Source organism: Mesorhizobium sp. M1A.F.Ca.IN.020.04.1.1 (assembly GCF_003997315.1).
GTDB lineage: Bacteria > Pseudomonadota > Alphaproteobacteria > Rhizobiales > Rhizobiaceae > Mesorhizobium.
Window position 1 is genome coordinate 1 of sequence record NZ_RZSN01000079.1, and the last position, 25825, is coordinate 25825.

Annotated in this window: 23 protein-coding genes and 2 pseudogenes; 21 read left to right on the plus strand and 4 right to left on the minus strand. The window is 60.6% G+C overall.

The window, feature by feature from the left end; genetic code table 11:
• Nucleotides 1-34 precede the first annotated feature (34 nt).
• From EOA49_RS17145 to EOA49_RS17165, 5 genes are all read left to right on the plus strand, one after another.
• Complete coding sequence (locus EOA49_RS17145) at nucleotides 35-1156, plus strand: ATP phosphoribosyltransferase regulatory subunit (RefSeq protein WP_127243268.1); 1122 nt, start codon at nucleotides 35-37, stop codon at nucleotides 1154-1156.
• The gene (gene hisG, locus EOA49_RS17150) at nucleotides 1153-1851 is read left to right on the plus strand and encodes an ATP phosphoribosyltransferase (protein WP_127239656.1); all 699 of its coding nucleotides are present in this window, start codon (nucleotides 1153-1155) and stop codon (nucleotides 1849-1851) included. Before EOA49_RS17145 ends, hisG begins: the two co-directional genes overlap by 4 nt.
• Nucleotides 1852-1921: 70 nt before the next feature.
• Nucleotides 1922-3688 carry an AMP-binding protein gene (locus EOA49_RS17155; protein WP_127239657.1) on the plus strand — a complete coding sequence of 589 codons (1767 nt, stop codon included), beginning with the start codon at nucleotides 1922-1924 and terminating at the stop codon, nucleotides 3686-3688.
• 80 nt (nucleotides 3689-3768) lie between these two features.
• A complete protein-coding gene (locus EOA49_RS17160) occupies nucleotides 3769-4383 on the plus strand; it encodes a poly-gamma-glutamate hydrolase family protein (RefSeq protein ID WP_127239658.1) in 615 nt (204 codons plus the stop codon).
• A gap of 296 nt (nucleotides 4384-4679) precedes the next feature.
• Nucleotides 4680-5783, plus strand: a complete 1104-nt coding sequence (locus EOA49_RS17165; protein WP_127239659.1) for a calcium:proton antiporter — start codon at nucleotides 4680-4682, stop codon at nucleotides 5781-5783.
• A 153-nt stretch (nucleotides 5784-5936) separates the two neighbouring features.
• Here EOA49_RS17165 and EOA49_RS17170 read toward each other — a convergent pair whose 3' ends face one another.
• Complete coding sequence (locus EOA49_RS17170; RefSeq protein ID WP_127239660.1) at nucleotides 5937-6845, minus strand: hydrogen peroxide-inducible genes activator; 909 nt, start codon at nucleotides 6843-6845, stop codon at nucleotides 5937-5939.
• Nucleotides 6846-6997: 152 nt separating this feature from the next.
• On the opposite strand from EOA49_RS17170, the gene katG reads away from it, so the two are divergent.
• Nucleotides 6998-9211 carry a catalase/peroxidase HPI gene (gene katG / locus EOA49_RS17175; protein WP_127239661.1) on the plus strand — a complete coding sequence of 738 codons (2214 nt, stop codon included), beginning with the start codon at nucleotides 6998-7000 and terminating at the stop codon, nucleotides 9209-9211.
• 143 nt (nucleotides 9212-9354) lie between these two features.
• Here the strand turns inward: katG and EOA49_RS17180 are convergent, their stop codons facing one another.
• Complete coding sequence (locus EOA49_RS17180; RefSeq protein WP_127239662.1) at nucleotides 9355-10032, minus strand: MIP family channel protein; 678 nt, start codon at nucleotides 10030-10032, stop codon at nucleotides 9355-9357.
• A 329-nt stretch (nucleotides 10033-10361) separates the two neighbouring features.
• Here EOA49_RS17180 and EOA49_RS17185 point away from each other — a divergent pair, with 329 nt between their 5' ends.
• From EOA49_RS17185 to EOA49_RS17205, 5 genes are all read left to right on the plus strand, one after another.
• Entirely contained in the window at nucleotides 10362-11651 is a 1290-nt protein-coding gene (locus EOA49_RS17185; protein ID WP_127239663.1) for an RsmB/NOP family class I SAM-dependent RNA methyltransferase, read from the plus strand.
• Nucleotides 11652-11744: 93 nt separating this feature from the next.
• A complete protein-coding gene (locus EOA49_RS17190) occupies nucleotides 11745-12203 on the plus strand; it encodes a PaaI family thioesterase (protein ID WP_066989431.1) in 459 nt (152 codons plus the stop codon).
• Nucleotides 12204-12206: 3 nt separating this feature from the next.
• Nucleotides 12207-12845, plus strand: a complete 639-nt coding sequence (locus EOA49_RS17195; RefSeq protein ID WP_095825773.1) for a 5'-methylthioadenosine/S-adenosylhomocysteine nucleosidase — start codon at nucleotides 12207-12209, stop codon at nucleotides 12843-12845.
• Nucleotides 12846-13018: 173 nt separating this feature from the next.
• Nucleotides 13019-14575, plus strand: a complete 1557-nt coding sequence (gene guaA, locus EOA49_RS17200; protein ID WP_127239664.1) for a glutamine-hydrolyzing GMP synthase — start codon at nucleotides 13019-13021, stop codon at nucleotides 14573-14575.
• Between the two features lie 317 nt (nucleotides 14576-14892).
• Nucleotides 14893-16146, plus strand: coding sequence for a site-specific integrase (locus EOA49_RS17205; protein ID WP_095518986.1), 1254 nt, complete (start codon nucleotides 14893-14895; stop codon nucleotides 16144-16146).
• On the opposite strand, the gene EOA49_RS17210 is transcribed toward EOA49_RS17205, so the two are convergent.
• Nucleotides 16127-16381, minus strand: coding sequence for an AlpA family phage regulatory protein (locus tag EOA49_RS17210; protein WP_091595894.1), 255 nt, complete (start codon nucleotides 16379-16381; stop codon nucleotides 16127-16129). The two genes, EOA49_RS17205 and EOA49_RS17210, sit on opposite strands and share 20 nt — an antisense overlap.
• Before the next feature lie 256 nt (nucleotides 16382-16637).
• On the opposite strand from EOA49_RS17210, the gene EOA49_RS32685 reads away from it, so the two are divergent.
• The 10 genes and pseudogenes from EOA49_RS32685 (at nucleotide 16638) to EOA49_RS17265 (ending at nucleotide 24955) form a co-directional block, all read left to right on the plus strand.
• A complete protein-coding gene (locus EOA49_RS32685) occupies nucleotides 16638-16775 on the plus strand; it encodes a hypothetical protein (RefSeq protein ID WP_164746654.1) in 138 nt (45 codons plus the stop codon).
• A 105-nt stretch (nucleotides 16776-16880) separates the two neighbouring features.
• Nucleotides 16881-17267, plus strand: coding sequence for a hypothetical protein (locus tag EOA49_RS17215; protein WP_127214438.1), 387 nt, complete (start codon nucleotides 16881-16883; stop codon nucleotides 17265-17267).
• A gap of 752 nt (nucleotides 17268-18019) precedes the next feature.
• Nucleotides 18020-18214 (plus strand): annotated as a pseudogene (locus EOA49_RS17225) (transposase); the annotation flags it as partial.
• Between the two features lie 883 nt (nucleotides 18215-19097).
• The gene (locus EOA49_RS17230; RefSeq protein ID WP_091595768.1) at nucleotides 19098-19658 is read left to right on the plus strand and encodes a hypothetical protein; all 561 of its coding nucleotides are present in this window, start codon (nucleotides 19098-19100) and stop codon (nucleotides 19656-19658) included.
• A 457-nt stretch (nucleotides 19659-20115) separates the two neighbouring features.
• Nucleotides 20116-21144, plus strand: a complete 1029-nt coding sequence (locus EOA49_RS17235; protein WP_091595766.1) for a hypothetical protein — start codon at nucleotides 20116-20118, stop codon at nucleotides 21142-21144.
• Nucleotides 21145-21146: 2 nt separating this feature from the next.
• A complete protein-coding gene (locus EOA49_RS17240; RefSeq protein ID WP_095518984.1) occupies nucleotides 21147-22079 on the plus strand; it encodes a cupin-like domain-containing protein in 933 nt (310 codons plus the stop codon).
• A complete protein-coding gene (locus EOA49_RS17245) occupies nucleotides 22072-22299 on the plus strand; it encodes a hypothetical protein (RefSeq protein WP_091595762.1) in 228 nt (75 codons plus the stop codon). The genes EOA49_RS17240 and EOA49_RS17245 overlap by 8 nt, the downstream gene beginning before the upstream one ends.
• A gap of 2 nt (nucleotides 22300-22301) precedes the next feature.
• Entirely contained in the window at nucleotides 22302-23063 is a 762-nt protein-coding gene (locus tag EOA49_RS17250; protein WP_091595760.1) for a hypothetical protein, read from the plus strand.
• Nucleotides 23064-23309: 246 nt separating this feature from the next.
• Nucleotides 23310-23443: pseudogene (locus EOA49_RS17255) on the plus strand (IS5/IS1182 family transposase); the annotation flags it as partial.
• A gap of 411 nt (nucleotides 23444-23854) precedes the next feature.
• Nucleotides 23855-24955: a DUF4238 domain-containing protein gene (locus EOA49_RS17265; protein WP_091595756.1), complete on the plus strand. Its 1101-nt coding sequence runs from the start codon at nucleotides 23855-23857 to the stop codon at nucleotides 24953-24955.
• A 563-nt stretch (nucleotides 24956-25518) separates the two neighbouring features.
• Here EOA49_RS17265 and EOA49_RS33985 read toward each other — a convergent pair.
• Nucleotides 25519-25650: a hypothetical protein gene (locus EOA49_RS33985; protein ID WP_268929511.1), complete on the minus strand. Its 132-nt coding sequence runs from the start codon at nucleotides 25648-25650 to the stop codon at nucleotides 25519-25521.
• Nucleotides 25651-25825 lie beyond the last annotated feature (175 nt).

A 25825-nucleotide genomic window follows, 5' to 3' on the forward strand; every position in this document is an offset into this window, starting at 1 on the left:
TCTCCCACAAGGGGAGAAGGGGAGGTGGCGCTTTATGACTTCCCGCTATCCCGCCATCGCCGCCGACGTCGCAAATCTCTTCGCCGCGCGCGACACCCACGCGGTCGAGGTGGCCGTGCTGCAGCCGGCCGACCCGTTCCTCGACATGGCGGGCGAGGATCTGCGCCGCCGCATTTTTCTGACCGAAAGCGAGACCGGCAAGACGCTGTGCCTCAGACCGGAATTCACCATTCCGGTTTGCCTCGACCACATCGCCAGCCAGGCCGGCACGCCTCGGCGCTATTCCTATCTCGGCGAGGTGTTCCGACAGCGCCGCGAGGGCGGCAACGAGTTTTTCCAGGCCGGCATAGAAGATCTCGGCGATCGCGATACCGCCGCCGCCGATGCGCGCTCGCTGGCCGACGCGCACGCGCTGCTCTCGCTGGTGCTGCCCAGCGTGCCGCTCGCCATCACGCTCGGCGACCAGACCTTGTTCGAGGCGGTGCTGGCCGCGCTCGGCCTGCCGCGTGGCTGGCGCATGCGCCTCGCCCGCGCCTTCGGCTCGGCGTCGATGCTGGAAGCGGCCCTTGCCGACCTCGCCAATCCGCCGCGCAACAGCCAGCTGTCGGGTCCGGTGGCCTTGCTGGTGCTCGACAGCGATACCGACGGCCTCGCCGCTTGTATCGCCGCCGGCATGGAAGAGGCCGGGCTGTCGGCCTCCTCGGGCCGCGCCCCGGCCGACATCGCGCGGCGGCTGATCGAGAAGGCGCAACTGCGCAGCGTGCGGCTGTCCGACGAGGCGTTCTCGGCGTTGAAAGGATTTCTCGAGATCGACGTCGCGCTGGGCGGAGCAACTGAGGCGCTGGAAAAATTCGCCGCCGCTGCCGGCCTGTCCCTTGGCGCGGCGCTCGAAAATTTCGCCGCCCGCGCCGAGGCGATCGCGGCGCATGGCCTGCCGGTCGAAAAGATCCGCTATGACGCCGCCTTCGGCCGTCCGCTCGATTACTATACCGGTCTCGTCTTCGAGATTGCTGCCCAGGGTGGCGACCGTCCGCTGGTGGGCGGCGGTCGTTACGATCGGCTGCTGACGCTGCTCGGCGCGAAGAAGCCTATCCCCGGCGTCGGCTTCTCGGTGTGGCTCGACCGCATCGAAGCATTACGGGAGCCCACGCGATGATCACGCTGGCGATCCCATCCAAGGGCCGTCTCAAGGAGCAGTCGCTTGAAGTCCTGGCCAAGGCCGGACTGGCGGTCACTCTGCCCGAGGACGACCGCAAATACCGCGCCCGTATCGACGGCCTCGACAATGTCGAGGTGGCCTTCCTCTCGGCGTCCGAGATCGCCGGCGAGATCGGCCAGGGCGCGGTCGATCTCGGCATCACCGGCGAGGATCTGCTGCGCGAAAACCTCGCGGGCTGGGAAGCGCGCGCCGAGATCGTCGCCCGTCTCGGCTTCGGTCATGCCGATGTCGTCGTGGCGGTGCCGGATATCTGGCTCGACGTCGATACCATGGCCGATCTCGACGATGTCGCCGCCGATTTCCGCCAGCGTCATGGCCGGCGGCTCAGGATCGCTACCAAATACTGGCGGCTGACGCAGCAGTTCTTTTCGCTGAAGCACGGCATCCAGGTCTACCGCATCGTCGAAAGCCTCGGCGCCACCGAAGGCGCACCGGCGGCCGGCCTTGCCGACGTCATCGTCGACATCACCACCACCGGCTCGACGCTGCGCGCCAACCATCTCAAGGTGCTGGGCGATGGAATAATCCTGAAGTCGCAAGCCTGTCTCGTTGCTTCCAGGAAGGTCCGCGACGCGGCCGATGAGGCACAGTTGCGTGGCATCGCCACGAAGATGGCTGCGCTGGTCGCTTAACCCATACCTTCGGCGGGTTTCCACCGTCCCGGCAGGCTGATAGGCTGGCTCATCCCGGGAGGTGACGGCGATGGCGATCAAACTCGACGAGCTCATGAACGCCACCAATCTGCGCGGGCGCGGAACGCATGGCACCTTCATTGCTCCGATGGACGGCAGGGCGCATGTCTCGGGCGACCATTCGACGCCGTTGCTCGACAAAACCATTCCGGAACTGTTCTCCGATACGGTGAGCAGATACGCCACGCTCGATGCCGCCGTCTTCGTCGGCCAAGACAAGCGCTTCACCTGGAGCGAGCTGTCGGATGCGGTCGACGCGCTGGCTGCCGGCTTCCTGGCGCTCGGCATGGAGAAGGGCGATCGCGTCGGCATCTGGTCGCCCAACCGCTGGGAATGGCTGGTGACGCAGTTCGCCACCGCGCGCATCGGCCTGATCCTGGTCAACATCAACCCCGCCTACCGGCTGAGCGAGCTGGAATATGCGCTCAACAAGGTCGGTTGCAAGGCGCTGGTCACGGCGGTCAGCTTCAAGACCTCCGACTATCTTGGCATGATCGAGACGCTGGCGCCGGAGATCGCCAAAGCCGAGCCCGGCAAGCTCGAGGCAAAGAAGCTGCCGTCGCTGAAGATCGTCATCCGCATGGGCGAGGACAACTCGCCCGGCATGTTCAATTTCGGCGATGTGCTGGCAATGGCCGGACGCGACGAGCATGACAGCCTCGATCGCATCTCCGAAAGCCTGAAGCCCGGCGACGCCATCAACATTCAGTTCACCAGCGGAACGACGGGCGCGCCGAAGGGCGCGACCCTCACCCATTCGAACATCGTGAACAACGGCAGCTTCGTCACCTCGGCGATCGAGCTCACCGTCGATGACCGGCTCTGCATCCCTGTGCCGCTCTATCATTGCTTCGGCATGTCGATGGGCACGATGGGCTGCGTCACCAAGGGCGCCACGATGGTCTTCCCGGGCGAAGGTTTTGACGCGGGCGCGACGCTCAGAGCCATCGCGCAGGAACGTTGCACCGGCCTTTACGGCGTGCCGACCATGTTCGTCGCCATGCTCGATCATGCCGATTTCTCTAGCTTCGACCTCTCCAGCCTGCGCACCGGCATCATGGCCGGCTCGCCATGCCCGATAGAGGTGATGAAGAAGGTGGTGTCGCTGATGCATATGGCGCAAGTGACCATTGCCTATGGCATGACCGAGACCAGTCCGGTTTCTTTCCAGAGCAGCGTCGACGACCCGCTGGAAAAACGCGTCTCCACGGTCGGCCGCATCCATCCGCATGTCGAGGTCAAGGCGATCGGCGCCGATGGCGCCACCGTCCCGGTCGGCGAGCCGGGCGAGCTCTGCACACGCGGCTATTCGGTGATGAAGGGCTATTGGGACGACGCGGAAAAGACCCGCGAGGCGATCGACGCGGACGGCTGGATGCACACCGGCGACCTCGCGACGATCGACGCGGAGGGCTATTGCAACATTGTCGGCCGGGTGAAGGACATGGTCATCCGCGGTGGCGAGAACGTCTATCCGCGCGAGGTCGAGGAATTCCTCTACCGCCACCCCAAGATCAAGGAAGTGCAGGTCTTCGGCATTCCCGACGACAAATATGGCGAGGAGATCTGCGCCTGGATCGTGCTGAAGCCCGGCCAGATCGCCACCGCTGAGGAGATCAAGGCCTTCTGCAGCGGCCAGATCGCGCATTACAAGGTGCCGCGCTACATCCGCTTCCGCACCGAGCTGCCGATGACAGTGACCGGCAAGCCGCAGAAATTCCTGATGCGCGAGGCAATGGTGGAGGAACTGGGGCTGGTGGCGCAGAAGACGGCGTGAGGCGGGATTGATCCGGAAATATTCAGCCTTTGCAAAACGCGCTCGAAGCGCAACTGCCGACCACGCGTTTGGATGGGATTATGGACAACGAGTTCCCAAATTTTGCGGCGCTGAAGGCCGCCAAAATCGAAAACGTGGACTATCGCATCGTCGTGCGGCGTGGCGCTCGAACCGGCAATGCGATCGTCCTCGCCCCGCACGGTGGGAAGATCGAGCCCCGCACCTCCCTGATTGCCGAGACGGTGGCAGGGAGCGATCTGGATCTGTATTGCTTTGAAGGACTGATGCCGCACAACAATCGCGAGTTGCACATAACGTCAAATAACTTTGACGAGGAATCCGCGCTCGACTTGGTGCGGGTGAAGTCGATTGTCGTTGCTATCCATGGTCGCCAGGATCGGGACGATCCCTCGACAATCTATATGGGCGGCAAGGATGCCACGCTAATTACAGCGATAGTTGGACGCCTCCAGGAAGCCGGCTTTAACACGAAAACGGACAACCATATTTTTCCAGGCATCGGCGATTTGAACATCGTCAATCGTGGATTGACCGGCAAAGGAGCGCAGCTGGAGATACCCTTCTCCCTGCGCCAGCGGCTGGGGAACGAGCCGGAACTTTTGGGAAAATTCTGCACGGCGGTTCGCAAGGCGATTGACACCGTCGATGCCAGAAGCTGTTCGATCGTGTCCTAAAGCCGCCTCACCCAGACCGGCAAGGGGAGTACGCCACGCACGCGTGAAGTCCTAGCACGGGTGCTTTGTGGATGGTCGTTGTCGGGGAGGGAAACGGCGTAGACCACGGCATCTCGACGTTTCGGTGCGCTGGAACAGCCGGCGCCGCAACTCCTCGCGCATCCTCGGCAGCAGCGGGTCGGCTTTCTGCAAAGAAGTCGAACGCCGGGTGATCGGTCCGTCCGCTTCGCAATGATGTCGGCTGGGGTGTTTCCCACAGGCTTTTCCGCTAAATTCGCGGAAACGCAGGGGCTTCAATGACTGGTTTCGCGCGGTCGGTGACTTCCTACACGATGCCATTGGCCGCCCTGGTGATGGCTGTCGCGGTCAGAGCCAGCGGCCTTTCGGTGGACGAAGGTTCGCTGAACATCAGGATTGTCGTTGGAGCGCTTTCGAGTGCGATCATGTTCATCACCATTTTCGTGGTGCTCGACCACGCCGAGGCAGTGGCCCGGCGCGTGGGGGAGCCGTACGGGACGTTGGTGCTGACCTTTGCCGTGACGGCAATCGAAGTGTCGATCATCGTTTCCATGATGCTGCATGGAGAGAACAACCCGACATTGGCGCGCGAGTCCGTTTTCTCGACGGTGATGATTATCTCTACCGGCGTCGTCGGTACGTGTCTCACGCTTGGCGGCTGGCGTCATCGCAAGCAGGCAATCGTTCGGCAAGGGACCAGCGCGTATCTCGCGGTTCTGATCGCGCTGACTGTCATGACGCTTGTCCTGCCGACCTACACCCAGACGACGGATCCAGGCACGTTTTCGGCGGGCCAGCTTGGTTTTGTGAGCGTCCTTTCGGTGCTGCTCTATGCAAGCTTCGTGTTCGCCCAGACCGTTCGGCACCGGGACGACTTCGTCCAGGAACAGGCGCACGACGTTTCGATGCGAACTGCCCTTCACGAAAGCCTTTCTCTCGGCGTTCTGCTGCTGGTGAGCGGGCTGATCGGCATCGTCATGCTGGCCGAGCAGGTCGCCGCCGGTGTCGAGGACACGCTCGTTGCCTACCAGGTGACCCAGGCCGACAGTATCGTGGGAGCGATGATCGCCGGGCTGGTTTTGATGCCGGAGGCCATTTCGGCGGTTCGCGCCTCGCTCAACAATGAGCTGCAGCGCGGCCTCAACGTTGCGATGGGTTCGGCCTGCGCCACCATCGGTCTGACGATACCGGCGGTGGCGGCCGCCAGCCTGCTGACAGGCCGAGGGTTGACCCTTGGGCTTCCGGCGGCTGATGCGGTACTTTTGGCCCTGGCGCTGTTCATTTGCAGCGTAAGCTTCAGCACCGAAAGAACGACATTCCTGACCGGAATGGTTCATATTGTGGTGTTCTTTACCTACGTATTTCTCATATTTGTGCCGTGAAGGCTTGCAATCGAACGAGGGATAGAGAACTCGAGGTTGGGACCCGCACTATCGGATTTTCGAAGCGGGCAGCGTTAGCTCCGGTAAGCAGCAGAAGCTTCCGATACGGGCGTTGGCTGAGAACTGGGATTGGGCAAAGCTCAGAAACCAGGGTCAGCTCGCCAGCACCGCATGATCCAATCCCCGTATGATCTTTGCCAGTTCCACGCATTCGTCCTGGCGCACCTTGTTGCGCCGCCATGCGAGGCAGATCATGCGCTGCGGCATCGGCTCCTGGAACGGCACGATCTTGAGGTCCGGCATGACGCCGGCGGCGTTTGCCGCCATTTCCGGAACCAGCGTCACGCCCAGCCCATGCGCCACCATCTGCAAGAGCGTGGTGAGACTGGTGGCGCCATAGCTTGCCATCGCCACCGGCCGAACATTGCCGCAGACGGCCAGAGCCTGTTCGCGCAGGCAATGACCTTCCTCGAGCAGCATCAGCCGTTCCAGCGCCGGGCTTTCCGGCGGCACGGGCGGCGAGGCGAAAGCCGGATCGCCGGCGGGCACCGCAAGGAAGAAGCGGTCCGGGAAGAGCTCTTCCGTGACAAGCCCCGGATGGTCGAGCGGCAGCGCGGCGATGAAAGCGTCGAGCTTGCCCGAGACATTGTCCTCGACCAGCGATGCCGTCACCGCCTCGCGCAGTTCGAGCTGCAGGCCCGGGAAATGCTTCTTTAGTTCCGGCAGGACCCACGGCAGGAGATAGGGCGCTACGGTCGGAATGATGCCCAGCCGGAAGCGGCCTTCCATCGCAGGGCGGCCGCGCCGGGCGGTTGTCTCGACGTCACGTATATCGGCAAGAATGCGCTCGATGCGCGGCTGCAGCACAAGTGCTTCGTCCGTCATCCGCACCGCCTTGCCGCCGCGCTCGAACAGAAGACAGTTCAGCCGCTCTTCCATTTCGGCGATCTGGGCGGAGAGCGCCGGCTGGCTGACGCCGGCAAGCTTCGCGGCGCGGCCGAAATGCAGCGTCTGCGCCAGCGCGTCGAAATAAAGCATCTGTCGCACGGTGAGGCCGATCATAAGGAAAGCTTATCAAAACGAACAGGAAAGGCAATTTGTCTTTATCGCCAAGCCGGCCTAGGCTGGAATCATTCCAGATTGGCGCGGCCGCTGGCCGGCCCCGAAATCTGCGCAGAATCAATCTCGGAAAAATCAAAACCCTGGAGAGTAAGATGGACGCGAAAACCGACGACAACAGCGCTGGCAAATGCCCCGTGGCGCATGGATCCGCCGGCAGGACCAATCGGGATTGGTGGCCGAATCTGCTCGACCTTGGCGTTCTTCATCAGCAGTCGAACCTCTCGGACCCGATGGGCGAGGATTTCAACTACGCCACCGAATTCCGGAGCCTCGATCTCGATGCCGTGATCAAGGACCTGCACCATGTGATGACCGACTCGCAGGACTGGTGGCCGGCCGATTTCGGCCATTACGGACCGCTCTTCATCCGCATGGCCTGGCACAGTGCCGGCACCTATCGCATCGGCGACGGGCGTGGCGGCGCCGGTGCCGGCCAGCAGCGGTTCGCGCCGCTGAACAGCTGGCCGGACAATGCCAATCTCGACAAGGCACGCCGGCTGCTGTGGCCGGTCAAACAGAAATACGGCCGCAAGATCTCCTGGGCCGACCTGATGATCCTTGCCGGCAACGTCGCGCTGGAATCGATGGGCTTCAAGACCTTCGGCTTCGCCGGCGGCCGCGCCGACGTGTGGGAGCCGGAGCAGGACGTGGATTGGGGCTCCGAAACGAAGTGGCTGGACGACCAGCGCTATTCCGGCGACCGTGAACTGCAGGGCCATCTCGGCGCCGTTCAGATGGGCCTGATCTACGTCAACCCGGAAGGCCCGAACGGCAAGCCGGATCCGGTCGCCGCGGCCCGCGACATCCGCGAGACCTTCCGCCGTATGGCCATGAACGACGAAGAGACCGTGGCGCTGATCGCCGGCGGCCACACCTTCGGCAAGACCCATGGCGCCGGCGATGCCTCGCTGGTGGGCGTGGAGCCGGAAGGTGCCGGCATCGAAGCGCAGGGCCTCGGCTGGTCGAGCAAACATGCCACCGGCATTGCCGGCGACGCCATCACCTCGGGCCTGGAAGTCACCTGGACCACGACGCCGACCAGATGGAGCAACAATTTCTTCGACAACCTGTTCAACTTCGAATGGGAGCTGACGAAGAGCCCGGCCGGTGCCAATCAGTGGACGCCGAAGGGCGGCGCCGGCGCCGGCACGGTTCCGGACGCGCACAATCCCTCCAGGCGTCATGCTCCGGCCATGCTCACCACCGATCTCGCGCTGCGCTTCGATCCGGCCTATGAGAAGATCTCGCGTCGCTTCCACCAGTACCCGGACCAGTTCGCCGACGCTTTCGCCCGCGCCTGGTTCAAGCTCACCCATCGCGACATGGGCCCGGTGGTTCGTTATCTCGGCCCGCTCGTGCCGAAGGAAGAGCTGATCTGGCAGGATCCGATTCCGGCGATCGACCACGAACTGGTCAGCGAAGAGGATATCGCCGCGCTGAGGGCGAAGATCCTGGCCTCCGGCCTCACGGTTCCTGAACTGGTCTCAACTGCCTGGGCCTCGGCCTCGACCTTCCGCGGCTCGGACAAGCGGGGCGGCGCCAATGGCGGCCGCATCCGACTCAGCCCGCAGAAGGACTGGGAAGTCAACCAGCCCGCCCAGCTTTCGAAGGTGCTGGCAAAGCTCGAAGCCATCCAGCAGGAGTTCAACACGGCGCAGGCGGGCGAGAAGAAGGTCTCGCTCGCCGACCTGATCGTGCTCGGCGGCGCCGCCGCGATCGAGAAGGCCGCGAAGGACGGCGGCAATGAGGTGAACGTGCCCTTTACGCCAGGCCGCATGGACGCTTCGCAGGAGCAGACCGATGTCGAATCCTTCGCGGCACTCGAGCCGAGGGCCGACGGCTTCCGCAACTACGTCCGCGGCAGGCTGCCCATGTCGGTCGAAGCGATGCTGGTCGACCGCGCGCAGCTCCTCACGCTGACGGCGCCGGAAATGACGGTGCTGGTCGGCGGCCTGCGCGTGCTCGGCGCCAATCATGGCGGCTCAAAGCACGGCGTGTTCACCGACAGGCCGGGCACACTGACCAACGACTTCTTCATCAACCTGCTCAGCATGGCGACCATCTGGGATCCGGCGGCCGGCTCTGGGCCAGACGCGGATGAGGTCTATGAGGCGCGCGACCGCAAGACCAAGCAAGTCAAGTGGACCGGCACCCGCGCCGACCTGATCTTCGGCTCGCACTCGCAATTGCGTGCGCTGGCCGAGGTTTACGGCTCGGCGGATGCCAAGCAGAAGTTCGTCAAGGACTTCGTGAAGGCGTGGACGAAGGTGATGAATCTCGACCGGTTCGAACTGGTCGCGAAGTAAAGCATGTCTCCCGAGAGTGGGAGCCGCTTTTCGGCACAAAGGCAACTAAAGCGCACGGAGCGAAACTGAAAGATCGCGATGCGCTTTAGCACTCATCCTCCCCAGAAGGCGCGGGTTCATGCCCGCGCCTTTTGCATTAGGTATCAGTCTTTTTCGAAGATGCCAGTCTTGGCGACGATGCCGGCGATCGCCCCGCCGATCAGTGGCGCGACGATGAACAGCCAGAGCTGGCCGAGCGCCGCCCCGCCCGAAAACAGCGCCGGGCCGATCGAGCGCGCCGGATTGACCGAAGTGCCCGTCACCGGGATAATGGCAAAGTGGAGCCCTGCCAGCGTCAGGCCTATCACCAGGCCGGCAAAGGCCGTCGTGTGCTTGGCGTTGGTGACGCCGAGAATGACGGTGACGAAGGTGAAGGTGCCGATCAGCTCCCACAGGAAGGCCGAGCTGATGCCCCATTTCGCCTCGTCCCAGCCATTTGCGCCGAAGCCCCCGGTGTGGCCGCCGGCCTGACCGGTGACGATGATCCACAGCGCCAGCGAAGCGATGATGGCGCCGATGATCTGCGCGATCCAGTAAGGCACGACTTCCCTCGCCGGCATCCGCCCCGCAAGGAACACGCCGAGCGTCACCGCCGGATTGAGATGCGCGCCCGAGATCGGGCCGATCGCATAGGCCGCGGCGATCAGGCCGATGCCGAACGCCAGGCCGATCCCTTCCTGTCCGAGCGGCAGCGCGCCGCCGAAGCCGCCCGTGACCACGGAGGCCGTGCCTATGAACACCAACAGAAACGTGCCTAGAACTTCTGCCAGATAAGTCTTCATTGCCCTCTCCTCATAGGGATCCGCCAGACCGCGTTTTCCGCGTCGCGAATCACAGACGAAAGAGTATTCCTGCCGGCAAAACTTGGAAAGCTGAGTGTTAAGCCAGCGGTCTTGCTTTGCATCCGCCAGTCAAGACATTAGAGAAGTTTCATGTGCGATGCGTTTTTCTTGTTGTCCGCTGACCGCCGACTGCCGCGAAAGAACCTTCCGTCTGTTCATGGACGATGGCATGGGCAGGTCGTTTTGGCTTCACCGCAAGAGAATTGTTTCAATCGGAGCCGGAAAGGCTCTAAGAGCAGGGCGGAAAGCAACGATAGACGGAAGCAGGAATGAGACTGGGCGGAAGGCTGGCGGCAGCCATCGAAGTGCTTGAAGACATCGGCCGGCGGCATCGGCCGGTGGCCGACGCCTTGCGCGACTGGGGCTTGTCGCACCGCTTTGCCGGTGGCGGCGACCGCGCGGCGATCGGCAACATCGTCTACGACGCGCTGCGCCGCAAGCGCTCGGCCGGCTGGCTCTTCGGCGAGGAGACGCCGCGCGCCATCGGCTTCGGCGCGTTGCTGCTGGAATGGGGCCAGACGGCGCGGTCGCTGAATGACGCTCTCGACGGCGACAAATTCGCGCCGCCGCTGCTCAGCGCCGCCGAACTGAAAGCGGCAGCCTCCGGCAGGCTCGCCGATGCGCCAGATGCCGTGCGGGCCGATGTTCCGGACTGGTGCGAGCCGCTCCTCGAACACGCCTTTGGCGATGCCTGGGTCGAAGAGGGCGCGGCTCTCGCGATGCGCCCGCCGCTGGATCTCAGGGTCAATGCGCTGCAGGCAGACCGTGGTAAGGTGCTGACGGAACTCCAGGGCACCGGTGCAGCAGCTGCCGCAATCGCGCCGCACGGCATTCGCATCCCGCCGATCAATGGCGACGGCAGGCATCCGAACGTCCAGGCCGAGCCCGCCTTCCAGAAAGGCTGGTTCGAGGTGCAGGACGAGGGCTCGCAGCTTGCAGCAGCGCTCGCCGGCGCCGAGCCAGGCATGCAGGTGCTCGACTATTGCGCGGGCGCCGGGGGCAAGACCCTGGCGCTTTCGGCAGAGATGGACAATCGCGGCCAGGTCTTCGCCCATGATGCGGAAAAGGTCCGGCTGGCGCCGATCTTCGAGCGCATCCGCCGCGCGCACAGCCGCAACATCCAGGTCGTCAGCAAGCCTGCGGAACTCGCGCCGCTCACCGGTCACATGGACCTCGTGCTGATCGATGCGCCCTGCACCGGCAGCGGCACCTGGCGGCGGCGCCCGGACGCCAAGTGGCGGCTGACGGACAGACAGCTCGATGCCCGCAAAGGTGAGCAGCAGGCGATCCTCGACATGGCGCAGGCTTTCGTGAAGCCCGGCGGGCTGCTCGTCTACATCACCTGCTCGGTGTTCGATGCCGAAAACGGCGAGCAGGTCGCCGCCTTCCGCGAGCGCCACGGCGATTTTGCGCCGGTCGACCACCGCCAGCTCTGGGACGGCCGTTTCCCCGGCCACGAGGGCGCTGCGCGTATTGGCGAAGCCGGTGGCATCTCACTGTCGCCGGCGCTCAGTGGCACTGACGGGTTCTATTTCCACGCCCTGCGCAGGGCCGCATGAGGGCGGCCGGCATTTGCTGCGCTGCAACATAAGCGATTGCCTGTCCTGCCTGCCTCTGCAATAAGCTTCGCCAGCAAAAATGAGGCGAAGGCCATGGCAGCCAAAATCGTACCCGCTCCCGATTATGAGGATCGCGTCAGGACTTCCTTTGCCCGCCAGAAGGCCATGGCCACCATCGGTGCGGAGCTGACGCTGGTCACGCCCGGCATCATCGAGATCGAGATGCCCTATGCCCCTTCGCTCACCCAGCAGCACGGCTTCTTGCATGCCGGCGTCATCTCGACCGCGCTGGACTCGGCCTGCGGCTATGCCGCCTTCTCGTTGATGCCGCAGAATTCCAGCGTGCTGACCATCGAATTCAAGGTCAACCTGCTCGCACCGGGGAAGGGCGAGCGCTTCCTGTTCCGCGGCTCGGTGACCAAGCCAGGCCGCACCATCATTGTTGCCGACGGCCAGGCCTATGCTTTCGCCGCCGATGGCGAGGCCAAGCTGATCGCCACCATGACCGGCACAATGATGACGGTGGTTGGCCGCGACGGCATCGAGGGGTGATCCATGGCCAGCGTTGCGCGGTTAGGGGAAAAATCCGTCCTCTTCGTCATGGCGGCCGAGGCCGAATACGGTCCGCATCTCAAAAAGCGGTTCACGCCGCTGATGACCGGCGTCGGCCCGGTCGAGGCCGCCGTGCGCCTCGGCGCCGAGCTCGCCACGTTGAAGGCCGAGAATGCGCTGCCGGATCTCGTCGTGTCGCTAGGCTCCGCGGGAAGCCGAACGCTCGAACAGACCGAAATCTACCAGGCCGTGTCGGTGAGTTACCGCGACATCGACGCTTCGCCGCTCGGCTTCGCGAAGGGCGCGACGCCGTTCCTCGACCTGCCCGTGACGGTGCCGCTGCCCTTCGTCATTCCCGGCATCAGGACCGCGACGCTGTCGACCGGAGGCGCCATCGTCACCGGGGCCGCCTATGACGCGATCGACGCCGACATGGTCGACATGGAGACCTTCGCCTGCCTGCGCGCCTGCCAGCTGTTCGGCGTGCCGCTGATCGGCCTGCGCGGTATTTCCGACGGCGCGGTCGATCTCAGGCATGTCGGCGACTGGACCGAGTATCTGCACGTCATCGACGAGAAGCTGGCGGCGGCGATAGGTCTGCTAGAGCAGGCGATTGCGTCCGGCGCGATCGGCCTTACTTAATGCATGTCGCCCAAAAGTGCGCAGCGGTTTTGGGAGAACGACATGCATCAGATGAAACTTGAAGCTCGTCGCCTGGGCCCGTTCGACGCGACGCGCTTTAGGCGTTTTGGCAAGGACCGAACGCCGCAACGCGCACCATTGCGCCGAATCGGTTCTTTCTTTAAAGGCTCGCCATGACGACACATCCCGACACCGTTCTCATCATCGACTTCGGCAGCCAGGTCACGCAGCTGATCGCGCGGCGCGTGCGCGAGGCCGGGGTCTACTGCGAGATCGTTCCGTTCCAGTCAGCCGCGGAGGGCTTCCGCCGCATCCGGCCGAAGGCCGTCATTCTATCGGGCAGCCCGCACTCGACCGTCGACATCGGCTCGCCCCGCGCGCCCGACGAGGTCTTTTCGTCCGGCATTCCGGTGCTCGGCATCTGCTATGGCGAGCAGACGATGTGCGCTCAGCTCGGCGGCAAGGTCGAGGCCGGCCATCACCGCGAGTTCGGCCGGGCCTTCCTGGAGATCGAGGACGACTGCGCGCTGTTCGAGGGTGTCTGGGCCAGGGGCACGCGTCATCAGGTCTGGATGAGCCACGGCGATCGCGTCACCGCCATTCCGGAAGGATTCAAGATCGTCGGCACCTCCACCGGCGCGCCCTTCGCAGCGATTGCCGACGAGGCACGGAAGTTTTACGCGGTGCAGTTCCATCCCGAGGTCGTCCATACCCCGGACGGCGCGAAGCTGCTGAGCAACTTCGTCCACCATATCGCCGGCCTCAGCACGGGCTGGACCATGGCTGCCTATCGCGAGCAGGCGGTCGAGGCGATCCGCAAGCAGGTCGGCAAGGGCAAGGTGATCTGCGCGCTATCAGGCGGCGTCGATTCCTCGGTCGCTGCGCTCCTGATCCACGAGGCGGTCGGCCATCAGTTGACCTGCATCCTCGTCGACCACGGCCTGCTGCGGAAGGACGAGGCGAAAAGCGTGGTGGAGATGTTCCGCCAGCATTACAACCTGCCGCTGATCCTGGTCGACGCTTCCGACCGCTTCATTTCGGCGCTGGAAGGCGAGAGCGATCCGGAAAAGAAGCGCAAGACCATCGGCCGCCTGTTCATAGAGGTGTTCGAGGAAGAGGCCAAGAAACTTGGCGGCGCCGACTTCCTGGCGCAGGGCACGCTCTATCCCGACGTCATCGAAAGCGTCTCCTTCTCCGGCGGCCCGTCGGTGACGATCAAGTCGCATCACAATGTCGGCGGCCTGCCCGAACGCATGAACATGAAGCTGGTCGAGCCGCTGCGCGAGTTGTTCAAGGACGAGGTGAGGGCGCTGGGCCGAGAGCTCGGCCTGCCCGAAAGCTTCATCGGCCGCCATCCGTTCCCGGGTCCTGGCCTCGCCATACGCTGCCCGGGCGGCATCACCCGCGAGAAGCTCGAGATCCTGCGCGAGGCCGACGCCATCTACCTCGACGAGATCCGCAAGGCCGGCCTCTACGATGCCATCTGGCAGGCCTTCGCCGTGCTCTTGCCGGTGCAGACCGTCGGCGTGATGGGCGACGGCCGCACCTACGAATTCGTCTGCGCGCTGCGCGCTGTGACCTCGGTCGACGGCATGACGGCCGATTTCTACCACTACGACATGAACTTCCTGGGCGCCGCCGCCACCCGGATCATCAACGAGGTGAAAGGCATCAATCGCGTCGTTTACGACGTTACGTCGAAGCCCCCGGGCACCATCGAGTGGGAATAAAGGTGCATCATTAGCTAGCTTTCGGTAAGTATCGATCAGAGTTGTATAAGCCTCTGAAATAAGTGTGTTTTCCTTACTGCATCTATCGCCATCTATCGCCTGGAAGCGGAATCATTTGGCGGTAAATTTGACGGCATGCGTTTCAGCGTTCTCTTTCCTGCCATGCAATACCGTCGTCCCGCCGATTGCAAGCGCACTCACTTCTTGCCCATCAAAGCATTGAAATACAATGATTGTTCCTAACAGTTGACGGTAAAATCAATGACGGTAAAATTGGCGGCCGAGAAACCCAAGTTGTGATCCGATCCTCTGTCATTATGTTAACAGATATTGCCCTTAAGCGGCTGAAACCGAAAGACAAAATGTACAAAGTTGCCGACCGTGACGGTATGTACGCTGCGGTGTCTCCGACTGGGCAGATTGCGTTTCGGTACGACTACCGGACCAATGGTCGGAGAGAGACTGTGACGCTGGGCCGATATGGGAACGGAGGTCTCACGCTGGCAGAGGCACGCGACCGCTGCCTTGCCGCGCGAAAAATGGTGGCAGCCGGAAAGTCGCCGGCGCAAGAAAAGCAGCGCGAGAAGCGTCGCCTGTCAGGCACGGCGAGCTTCGGGGATCAAGGCAAGCGCTGGTTAAAGGAAGCGAAGATGGCGGATAGCACCCGCTCGATGCGCAAGGCTATTTTCGATCGCGACATTTTGCCGATTTGGGAAAAAAGACTCCTAACCGAAATAACACCTGACGACTTGCGGGCGCTCTGCGCAAAGGTGAGGGATCGTGGTGCGCCGGCAACCGCCGTCCATATCCGCGATGTCGTGAAGCAGATCTATAGCTACGCCATTCTGCACGGCGAGAAGATCGCCAACCCTGCGGACGAGGTGGGACCAGCCTCAATTGCCACGTTCGAGGCGAAAGACCGCGCTCTGTCGCCTGCAGAAATCCGGATAATGCTGAAAGAGTTGGAAAACGTGCCGACGCTGCCGACGATTCGGGTCGGCCTAAAGTTCATCCTGCTCACGATGGTCCGAAAGAGTGAACTACTCGAGGCGACTTGGGACGAGGTCGATTTCGAGAACGCCGTCTGGAGCATCCCAAAAGAGCGAATGAAGCGGAAGAAGCCGCATAACGTCTACCTGTCACAGCAATCCCTCGATATCATGATCGCGCTCAAGACTTGTGCGGCGAACTCCCGATATGTGCTGCCGTCCCGCTACGATGCCGATGAGCCCATGTCGCGCGCGACGTTCAATCGGGTAACCGCGGCGATTGTCGAGCGGGCAAAGCAGCAAGACTTTCCGCTCGCGCCTTTCACAGTGCACGACCTTCGGCGCACCGGCTCAACACTCCTGAACGAGATCGGATTTAATCGCGACTGGATTGAGAAATGCCTTGCCCACGACGACAGGCGGTCCTCTCGAGGTGTCTACAACAGAGCTGAATATGAGCCGCAGCGTCGTCATATGCTGCAGGAATGGGCGGACATGGTCGATGCGTGGGCGGCAGGCAAAAAGCACACGCCCACACTCCAGCCGCCTGCAGAGGCAGCGGTTATCCTTGATCCGATTTGACGGGTCTTGCCTTTCGTAGTCTTACGTCAGGCGCAGGCTTGGTCTTGATTTTTCCGACAGATGACGCATTCCGCCGCTCCTCGATCCACGCTTCGACTTCTGCCAAGTCCCAAACAACACAGCGGGCGGTGAGATTGAAGCGTCGTGGGAACTCGCCACGCTGTTCCATCTCATAGACGGTCGTATCAGACAGGGGAACGATTTCTCGCAGCTGCGACCGGCGAACAGTTCGCACTACTCGACGCGACGCGATGTGTGGTAGAACCAGAAGTGGATCCGGCTGCCCAATTTCGATGCCCTTGAATTTATCGACCTCGGAAGACTGCTGCCGTTTGACCATTTGCGTGACCGGGATGGATTGCCTTACTGGCCAACAATCGCGCAACTTTTCGAGGTTTCGTACAGCCCTCAATTGCGACCACGTATCCTCGCCTACTGACGTGAAGACTCAAGGGCATTTCACTGCGGATTATGTCAGGACCGCACCACCAATGGGATCCATCGAGCAGGCGCTGCATAAGGTCCGACAGGCGATCCTTGCTGCAGGCTTCTCGATGCTCGAATATCTCAAGCTGCGCGCTGACAATGACCTTGCGCCAATTGACGCGTTAATCGGCCGGCGCGGCTAGATCGCGGCGGAGGCGAAGCGCCGCGAGATCACGCTCACAGCCGAGGACGCGAAGCGCCGCCGGCTTCGCAGTTACGCCGTCGCCGATCTCACCAATCATGAGAGATTGCCGACATGGACAGCGAGACTTGGTCTTTGGTTAAACGGCAGCAGGCTCGGCGGTCGCAACGGCTACCTTGTCAAATACTGTGATGAGAAACGTTGCATCGCCAACATCTTCATCGAAGATGTGCTCGCATATTTCGAATTCCTGCGTGCCTTAGCGTGGCTGATCACGGAGGACGGCAGAACAGCCGATGCCGACCGACAAAAGGTGAAAGGCAATGAAGGCGAGCATAGTTCCTGCTCCGCTTGGTTGTTTGCGGAACCGGACCGAGTGTTGGAAAATGAAAGTTGGGGACAGTGCTCTCCGGCAGTTGATTGCAGACGCATCACAATGCGTATTACTCCGACTCAACCGCGCGGGAAAACCAATGGCGAAGAAACCCAATGAGACTACGAGCAAGAAAGTTGCTTCGACGGCATCCAAGTTGCTTCGTTCTAACAGCTCCTCAAAGGCAGTCAAATCGGTCGCGGGATCCGCTCTTACGCAAAGGGTGAAAAAAAAGAAATAGCGCCGGTTTGACAGACATGAAGCAGTTTTGGCCTCATTCAGAAGAGCGCCAAGGAGTTTGGTTTCCGGCGAACTGGTTGTGTCCGAAAAGGTGGACTGCACGTTGGCGTCGACGCCATCCACAAACTGGAGAGCGCAGAGATTGGCGTTTTGGTTTGCCTTGATCCACCAACGGCACCGATGCTGAGAGAGGCTGCATCCGAGGGTGAGGTCGGCCCGCGCTCAAAGCAAGTTCCTAAAGTCCAGATTTAGAAGACGCCCGTCGAACGCCTGGGGGATGATAGATCTTCCGGAAGTAGGAAGACAGCCGGCTGTTTCGCCACAAAAGCTTGGCCGCAAGCGGGTTGAGGGTCAAACGGAAATGATGTTTCCAATGTCTTCAAACAGCAGAATGTCGAAGGGCCAAAACGCAAGGGAAATGGGCCCATCCGGACGGTCGACATCGAAGTGACCCGCGGACCATAGCCGAAAACAAAATAGCCTTTAAGGGCCCGCTCGACTGAATCCAGGAGCGGGCTTTTCTAATTCAGGGCGGGGTTCGAACCCACGAGACCGATGAAGGTCCACCTCCTTATCAGGGATGCGCAATCGACCGCTCTGCCACCTATCCACAACGTTGGTTCGATTGATCGATCTTCAAGCCCCGAGACATTCTCGGTGCGAATACGGCGGACTTTTGCCGCAAGCACGGCATTTCGGCAGCGACCTTCTATAAGTTCAAGGCGAAGTTTGGCGGGATGGAATTGTCCGACGCCCGTCCCCTGACGGCGCTGGAGGACGAGAACGCGCGGCTCAAGAAGCTGCCGGCGGAGCGGATGCTCGACAATGGATCTTGAAGGATGCTGCCGCAAAAATGTATGGTCCGCCCCGTCCGGGCAAGGTGTCGCGAGATCGCGAATGACCTATGGAAGGGCCGATACCCTCGAAGAGCGGCTTGGGTTGAAGCCGCTGGTTGGCCAGCGCATTGCGCCGATCATCATCTTCGCCGCCAGCATCGAACATCACCTGGAGCGGCGTTGTGGAAGCTCAAGGGCGTCAATCCAAAGGGCATTCGACCCGAGACCGACGCGAAGATGATCTCTGATTTGATCCGGATGCTTGAAACATTCGCGTCAACCGCTGCCAGCGGGAGACGAGCGCACCCTTCTTCAGACATGGTCCAATGCGGCCAGTCTTGCATTTGCGATCAGGAATGACATCGCTCATGGCGTGCCACCAACTTGGGCGAGAACGCGCAAGAGACCGTCCAGCGACTATTGGGCCGACGATCACTCTCTCGATCTCGTTCGTCACGCCTTCGCGGTTCTACTGCGCGTCACTGTTGGCGTTTCGACAGAGAAGATGCCGTTGATCGAGCTTGCGAACCCATCTTTGCTACGTGCCCTCCGCCGCGAATTATTCTGAGCGAGATGGCCTGCAAAGACTATAATCCGACCTTCAGAAATACTAAATCGGCAGCGATGGCTTCCTATTTCCCCGCGAGCGCTACACTGGTCACTTCAAGAATGGCGGCACCGTACCGCGGGCGCGCAGGCCAGGATGTCCAGTTCGACGTCACGGAAGGCCAATCGAAGACACGATCGAGGCATTCAACAATCTTGGATTTAACGATCGCACGATGACGATCAATCGTACGGCTACTCGGGCTATATCGCTCGAACTTGGACCGATTGCCCTTGGCCGCTTCCAGGTCGCATTGGTTTCGAGGTTGTGCCGGCATTCAACGAAGCTTTCTACGGCGCGCTCCACGTCGATCATATCGATCACAGCTGGAATGAGAATGACGGCCTCGCTTTTCGCATTCAAAATACACTTGGCCTTGCCGGCTTAGTGGTCGGCGGCAAAGTAGAGTTCTGCAAGATAAGCGGCACCATTCCAATCGGCGGCGCGCTGGTTACCTTGGGCGCGAAGTCGGCGACGGGGTCGACATCGCTTGATACGCCCAATGGCGACAGCACAACCTACCATGTGCGGCTCACGCAGCCGATCTACATGCTCGCCCATGTCGTCACGCCGGTGTTTTCAGGTACGGTCCCCCTGTGGTTCAAGTTGGAACTGACCAAGGGCAAGATCCCTACAACGCTGGGACAGAAGGGGTCGATCCAGATCACACCGACAGGACAGCGCCGTGACTACGTCCTTGTCGTTAGGCTCGATCAGGCCGCCTTTCTCCCGCAAGGGCTGACCGCGTCGGGCAAAGTCGACGTTAATTGGCAGGCACCGACCACGCTGCCGCCGACCGCGGCCGGCATCACGATGCCGCACCAGTAGCGAATTTCTCGCTGTAGCCGGGTTTGAGCGCAGCAAGCGATCTATTCGTCGCACTGCAATCGGCCTATGGCGAACTGAGTGCGAGGCCCTTTTGGAGGGCTTTTCCGTGTTGGCCGAAACGGTAGCTTTGGGTCAGGTCACGACTATGCCTAGCGGGGTGCCTCAACGTTCGTTTCCGACTATTTGTGCCTTAAAACTGCCAACCTGCAACGGCCCAACGCCGCCTGGCAGCTTTTGCGCCTCGTGTCGGCCATAGAGGCGAACTTTACCTCTGCCCGGAAGCAGACATTTCGGTTGACAACGCGCGCCGTCGCGGTCGCGCCATGAACAGGCATGGAATGTGGGTTCAACTGAAATGGATAGCTGGAGACTAGTATTGGCAAAAGTGCTTGCATCGCGGTGCGAACTGACGCTCTCTATTAGCTTAAGGTAAGATCAATTAGCTAAACCTAGTGCCATGGGCGATACTGACATCAACGCCGCTTTCGCGGGGGTGGACATAGCGCGATTTGCCCCGAGGGGGCATGAGCGTTTTGATGGTCCTATTCGAACGTTCTCAGACGCAGATGGGACAACTCTCTCAGCAATATCGGATCGAACGTTTCTTAGGTGGATAATCAGAGAACTCGGCGATCTGAGGGGGAAGCGCATATACGAAATTGGAACAGGAACTGGTTATCTGGTGTCAGTACTCTCCTTGCTAGCCGGCAGGGAAGGAGACGTCCCACTGATATTTGGTTGCGAGATTATTCCCGACCTCTTCGATCAATCACAGCGCGCCCTCATCGGCACTTCTGGTGTGCGCGTGCAATTAGGTGATTGGGTCGATCGACTACCCGAGCTGGGTCTCTTCGACGTCATAATAGCCACTTCTGCGTTTCGTGGCATCCCGCGACTGCTTCGCGAGGCGTTGCGGGTGCCGGGAGGCATGCTCGCTATGCCTGTAGCGATTCCGGGTGGCGGGGACTGCTTTACGATCTTCCTAGCAACCGAGAAAGGACTACTCACGGTCGGCGCTAGGATGTCCGTGTCCGTCCCTACAACCGGTTCCATTGCAGATGAGGACACATGGTACATCCCGCTTGAAAAGCTTATTGATCCGCGACCGAAGTCCTTCTTGCATATTGAAAAGGGCCGAGGCTTTGGTCACCCTGTTTTGGATTCTTTGGCATTCCGGAGCTACCTTTTTGGCGCTGAACCGAATTTCCGCGCTGTGAACCTAGGCGTCGAGCGTACATTCGACCTCACACACTACTCTTTCGGTCTCATCGATAGCGAGCGCCGCTCGGGCGCGCTTTATCACGGCCGCGACATAGTCGTGTTCGGTGATCTGGGCCTCGAATTTGCCGGCACCTTGGCAGCCCATCGGGAACGATGGCAAGCAAATGGGCAGTCGGATCTTAGCCGAGTGCACTATCATATCCCTTGGACCGCGTTCGATGCTGACCAGTTGCCAAGCGGATATGTTGCTGCCCTTGGAGGCTGAGGATGTTGCAGACGGCTCCTCCAGACTTGTCATACGTTTGTCCCGATGTGAGATTTCGGGAAATAGGTTGCATCCCCATCATCGGAATGAAGTGCGCAGCAGAGCTGATGGAAACTCCCTGGGTGTCGCGAGACGTTTCCGCTCTGGATGAACTTGCTGCCCTCCTCACACCCCAGCGTATCGCGGCACGGCATGGGACGCGCTTGGTCACGCTCGAGCATAAGGAACGATGGCGGAACCTCCGGGCGCAACAGAGATTGGGCGATTATCTCGCTGGTCTCGACACAACTGAATTTTATCTCAGGCAGAGTGACGCGTCCTTCGTCGACATCGCGCGTCGATTGCCTGTTTCACCTCGATCACGCGAGCCGGCATACTTCGACAACATATGGATCGGTCCGCCAGGAACGGTGCAAACCTTTCATCAAGATAACCACAACGACTACGTCACGAACCATAATTACTTCATTCAGTTGTTTGGGTGGAAATATGTTGCAGTCTGCCACCCACGGGATACCTTCGCGCTCACGGACGGCGCCACAGTGCGAGGGCACCATTGCGATGCCTCGCCGACGGACCCCAATGTCTGGCAACGCGTGCCGTCGTTACGTCATGCAATCGTCGGTCCATGCGACCTCCTGCATATCCCTCCCAGTTACTGGCATTACGTCCAATCCCTCTCAGTTAGCATTTCGGTGTCGCGTTGGTGGTTCGATAACCACTTGGCAGAGATCATTTACAGCGTTGGGCAAGAGCGTTGGGAGCGTCCTGCAATCGTTGTGGCGGATACTAGGACATTCTTGGCTGACCTTGAAGAGTTTGGCGGCGCTTCTGCTTTGAAGCGTGTCCTTTTGCAATTGTCTCCCATCGCAAGATTTGCAATTATAACGGCGTTCAGTGAATTCTATGGCAAAGGAGTTTTCGACTATGTCTGAAGCACCGCTTTCCTTCGAACTGAGTGAAGATCAAGCTAAGGCCCTCAGGTCCCTCGCTGGAGGTAAAGGCATACGCATTTCCGGTTATGTCGATGGGACAACCCTGAAGGTCGACAACATTGCCATCAACGCAGGGATAATCGGTATCAGCAGTTCACCCTTCAAGGACGGCATGGCCCCTTTTATCGCTTGCAATGGCCCGCTCGAAGTTGAAAAATGACAATGGACTACGTCGCGCGTTTTGTTGAAACTGCCCTTGACGAACAAGGCGACATAGCAACGCGCGACTACCTTCGGCTGTTTGGCGACGCTGTTGCACGTCACGTGCCGCCATACTTCCTCGCCGACTACGGCAACAGTTTTAGGTCGCATATTGAGAACCCGGTATGGGTGCTGCAGTCGCTTGTCTCGAATGCGATCAAAGAGGGCGAGGGTTCCCGCGACTTAGCGAAGATTGCCAACGCTTGCACAAGTGCCGGGCTTGTTGACGATCTGAGCCAGCATGTCGAGGATGAGGCAGGTCATTGCCGAATGTACCTTCGTCTCGCCGATCTGGTATTTCCAGACGCATTGCCAGATAATGTGCGCGGGGCCGTTGAGACCCAGTTTCCCCCCATGCAGCACAGCCAGGTCGAGGCCGCTAGCCTCGAAACCTGGAGGGTGCTCGACTATTTGATTCAGGTGAACCTCGGTGAGGTGAGGACCCGCATTCACCAGAAGTTGTTGGAGCCCGTGCTCGAGGCATATTGCCCGCACCGTAACCTAGACATGCTGGGTCGAACGCTATGCAAGTTAAGTGGCGACGAGTGTAGCCACATCCGCTACACTGCAAGACGCATCGGAGAACTGTCCAAAGAATTTGCCTCGACTCGGGTTGAAGAACTCTTTTGGCAGAGATTGCTACAGTTCACCGCATACACAGAGCGCGAATTGGGTAGCCAGAGGGCTGGAGGGTTTGCGACGTCCCTAGTTAGGGATCGGTGATTGCTCCGTGGGGATCGTGTTGGCAGGCACGCTCTTATTCAGGTCGCCTTCGCCGTTGACCCGCGCCGTTAGATCTGTCGACCTCCTGGATGAAAATTCGCTTGCGAACCGCGGGGAGTCAACCGGACAGTTCTCAGGACGGCTGTTGGCGCCAAGCGGTCCGCGCTATGCTGGACGTGTTAGTCCGTTTCTAGACCGGCCAACCCGAAAACAAATAGTCCGCTTGCGGCCCAGAAGCCGACGCATCTGGCCGCCGACAGCGCCTACGGATCGGCAGCGAACCTCGCCTGGTTGGTCAAGGAACGGGAGATCGCGCAGCATATCCCCGTGTTCGATAAAACCGCACGGATGGCACTTTCTCGCGCGCCGACTTCATGTTCAGCGGAACTACTGGTTCGCCCTGAGCGAGGATCGACCGCTATTCTTTTTCGCCGGCCTTCGGACGCCTTGGCATGGTATCGGAAGGTTACTCGGGTCTAGCCGGCGCGGCCGTCTTGTCCCGTTCCTGCCCGCTCCTTCGCTGCGCTCCCGTGTTGGGGACAAGCCAGCCCTGCACGCCGTCTCCTTTGGAGCCGTCCTCCCGGGACAGCGCGTCGGCCGCATCCAAGTCTGACGCTTCGTGAAACGAACGCCACCCTGCGACGGCGTTCGTCACGTCTCTTCGATTGAGTGCCAGGAAGGGCGGGCCTGAGACGTACATTCCCGCTGGAAGCTCTGTGTGATAGCAACGGCTTGGCGCGGGTGTTTGAGCGCCCCCACGGCAGTGCCGGAATGGCGGATCGCTCAATTGCATGGCGGAGAACAAGAACCAGCACTTTGTTCCCCGGGTACATCTATCGCCCTTCAGCGTGTGTGCCGAAGGCAAAGCCATTCACCTGTTTAACCTTGATCGCAACCAATCATTCTTCGATGCCCCGGTGAAGAATCAGTGTTCCAGGGATTACTTCTACGGGCAGGACCCAAGGCTCGAAACCGCAATCCAGACCGTCGAGGGACACTATGGCGACTGCGTTTCGTCGTTGCTCAAGCCACGTGCGGTCATCAAGGATCTTCATGCCACAATCCTCAGGCGTTTCGCCTACCTGCAGCATGTCCGCACAGAAGCCGCCGCGCGTCGATCCGCGGAGTTTGCTTTCGCTGCCACGTCAGTCAAAGGTGCGGACTTCGAACAACCGTCTTTCAAGGAGGCCGTCAAAAGTGCGGTGATCTCGGCGATGCATCACTACGCCAAAACGATGAGCGTCGTAGACGATCTAAAGGTGCGGGTTGTTCGCAACCTTACCTCGGTGCCGTTTCTCACATCAGATGACCCTGCTGCTCTCGCCAACCGCTGGCATCAACAGCACAGGCATGCGCAGCACAGATCTTTTGGAATCTCCAGCGCAGGTGCGCTTCTCTTCCTGCCGCTTTCGCCAACGCTGTTGGCTGTTCTCCTGGATGGCGACGTCTATCAAGCCGAGCACGTCGGTGGCTGGATCGATGTGTCAAATACGGCGGACATTCTTGCGTGCAACCACCAGCAGGTACTGAACTGCGCGGCAAATCTGTACTTTGGCGAGCGTAGCTCTGGGGATGATGTGCAAGCTATAGCGATCTCAGTTGCGCATCTGCGACCCCCGAGTCGGTTTGACGTGGTTATGGCGGTAGCCGACGGCAGAACCGAAACTCATACTCACTACGCAGTCGTAGATGCCCCCGACGCTCGGGAGCATGACGACGTGCTTATCCACGTGAGAACTGTCAGGCCGGTTCCGCCAACGTGGCCCTCGTTCCTGAAGTTTCGAAACAATCGTTTCGTCTTCACCAACGATACGGGCGCAGGCTTCCGCCGTCGGAGGACTGCGACGTCAAGTCTTTGGGGTAGTCCGCCTTGGCGGAAGGTTCGAGGCTAAGGAGACCAATGCTATTCTGGCGCTTCGCCATCATTCTCACCTGGCGGCGTTTTCGGGTTGTTCGGTTTCATCGAAGACCAAGAAGAGGGTGTCGTCATCCTCGTTCATGGCCCTTTCCGCCAATCCTTTTGCCAATCGCAAAGGCAACGCGTTGGCCGATGGCGGGATGCTGGTCCCCGAGTGGGTCATAGAACGGAGGTACGGCGTCGGCTTTGACTTTACAGCTTAGCGTGTGAAGCACGAAGAGCAGCCGCTATCGTTTGCGGGAGTGGCGTCCCATGCGAACTGGGACAGATTGGTTAGGTTAGTCTCCTACGGGCTAAGCCCACCCGACGTCGTCCTTTCTGGAAAGTCTCAAAAACAGATCGAACCAGAATCGATATTCGGCATCTTCACGATTGCCAGACACTTCCAAGGGACACTAGGCGACCGACGTGGTAGCGTCCTTGCCGTGCCTTCGATCTCGGCTTCCATCGCCTCGTCGTCGGATAGGAGTGCCCAATCTTTAACAATGTCATACTGGCTTCGCACATCGATGCCCTCCGTCTTGCCGAGAAGCAGCCTTAGGTACCCCGACGCCTCCCGACCTTCAACACAATGACAATGGCCATCACCAGCCCCGACGCGGCCAAGACGCCGTAAAACCCTTCGGCCGTTATTGCAAAGCCCCAGAAGTCGATTGTGATCTTGTCCATTGGTTCGGTTGCCTTCACCAGATTCCAGGTTCAAACGACAGACTGAACGTAAGCGATGTCCCGACGGCACCTTTCGGTGATCGGCGTGAAGGACGATGTTCGGAGCCTTTGAGGGCTTCGACACATGACGATTTCAGAGCTTACGCTTAAATCCAGCGATCACGAGCCCGCGCGC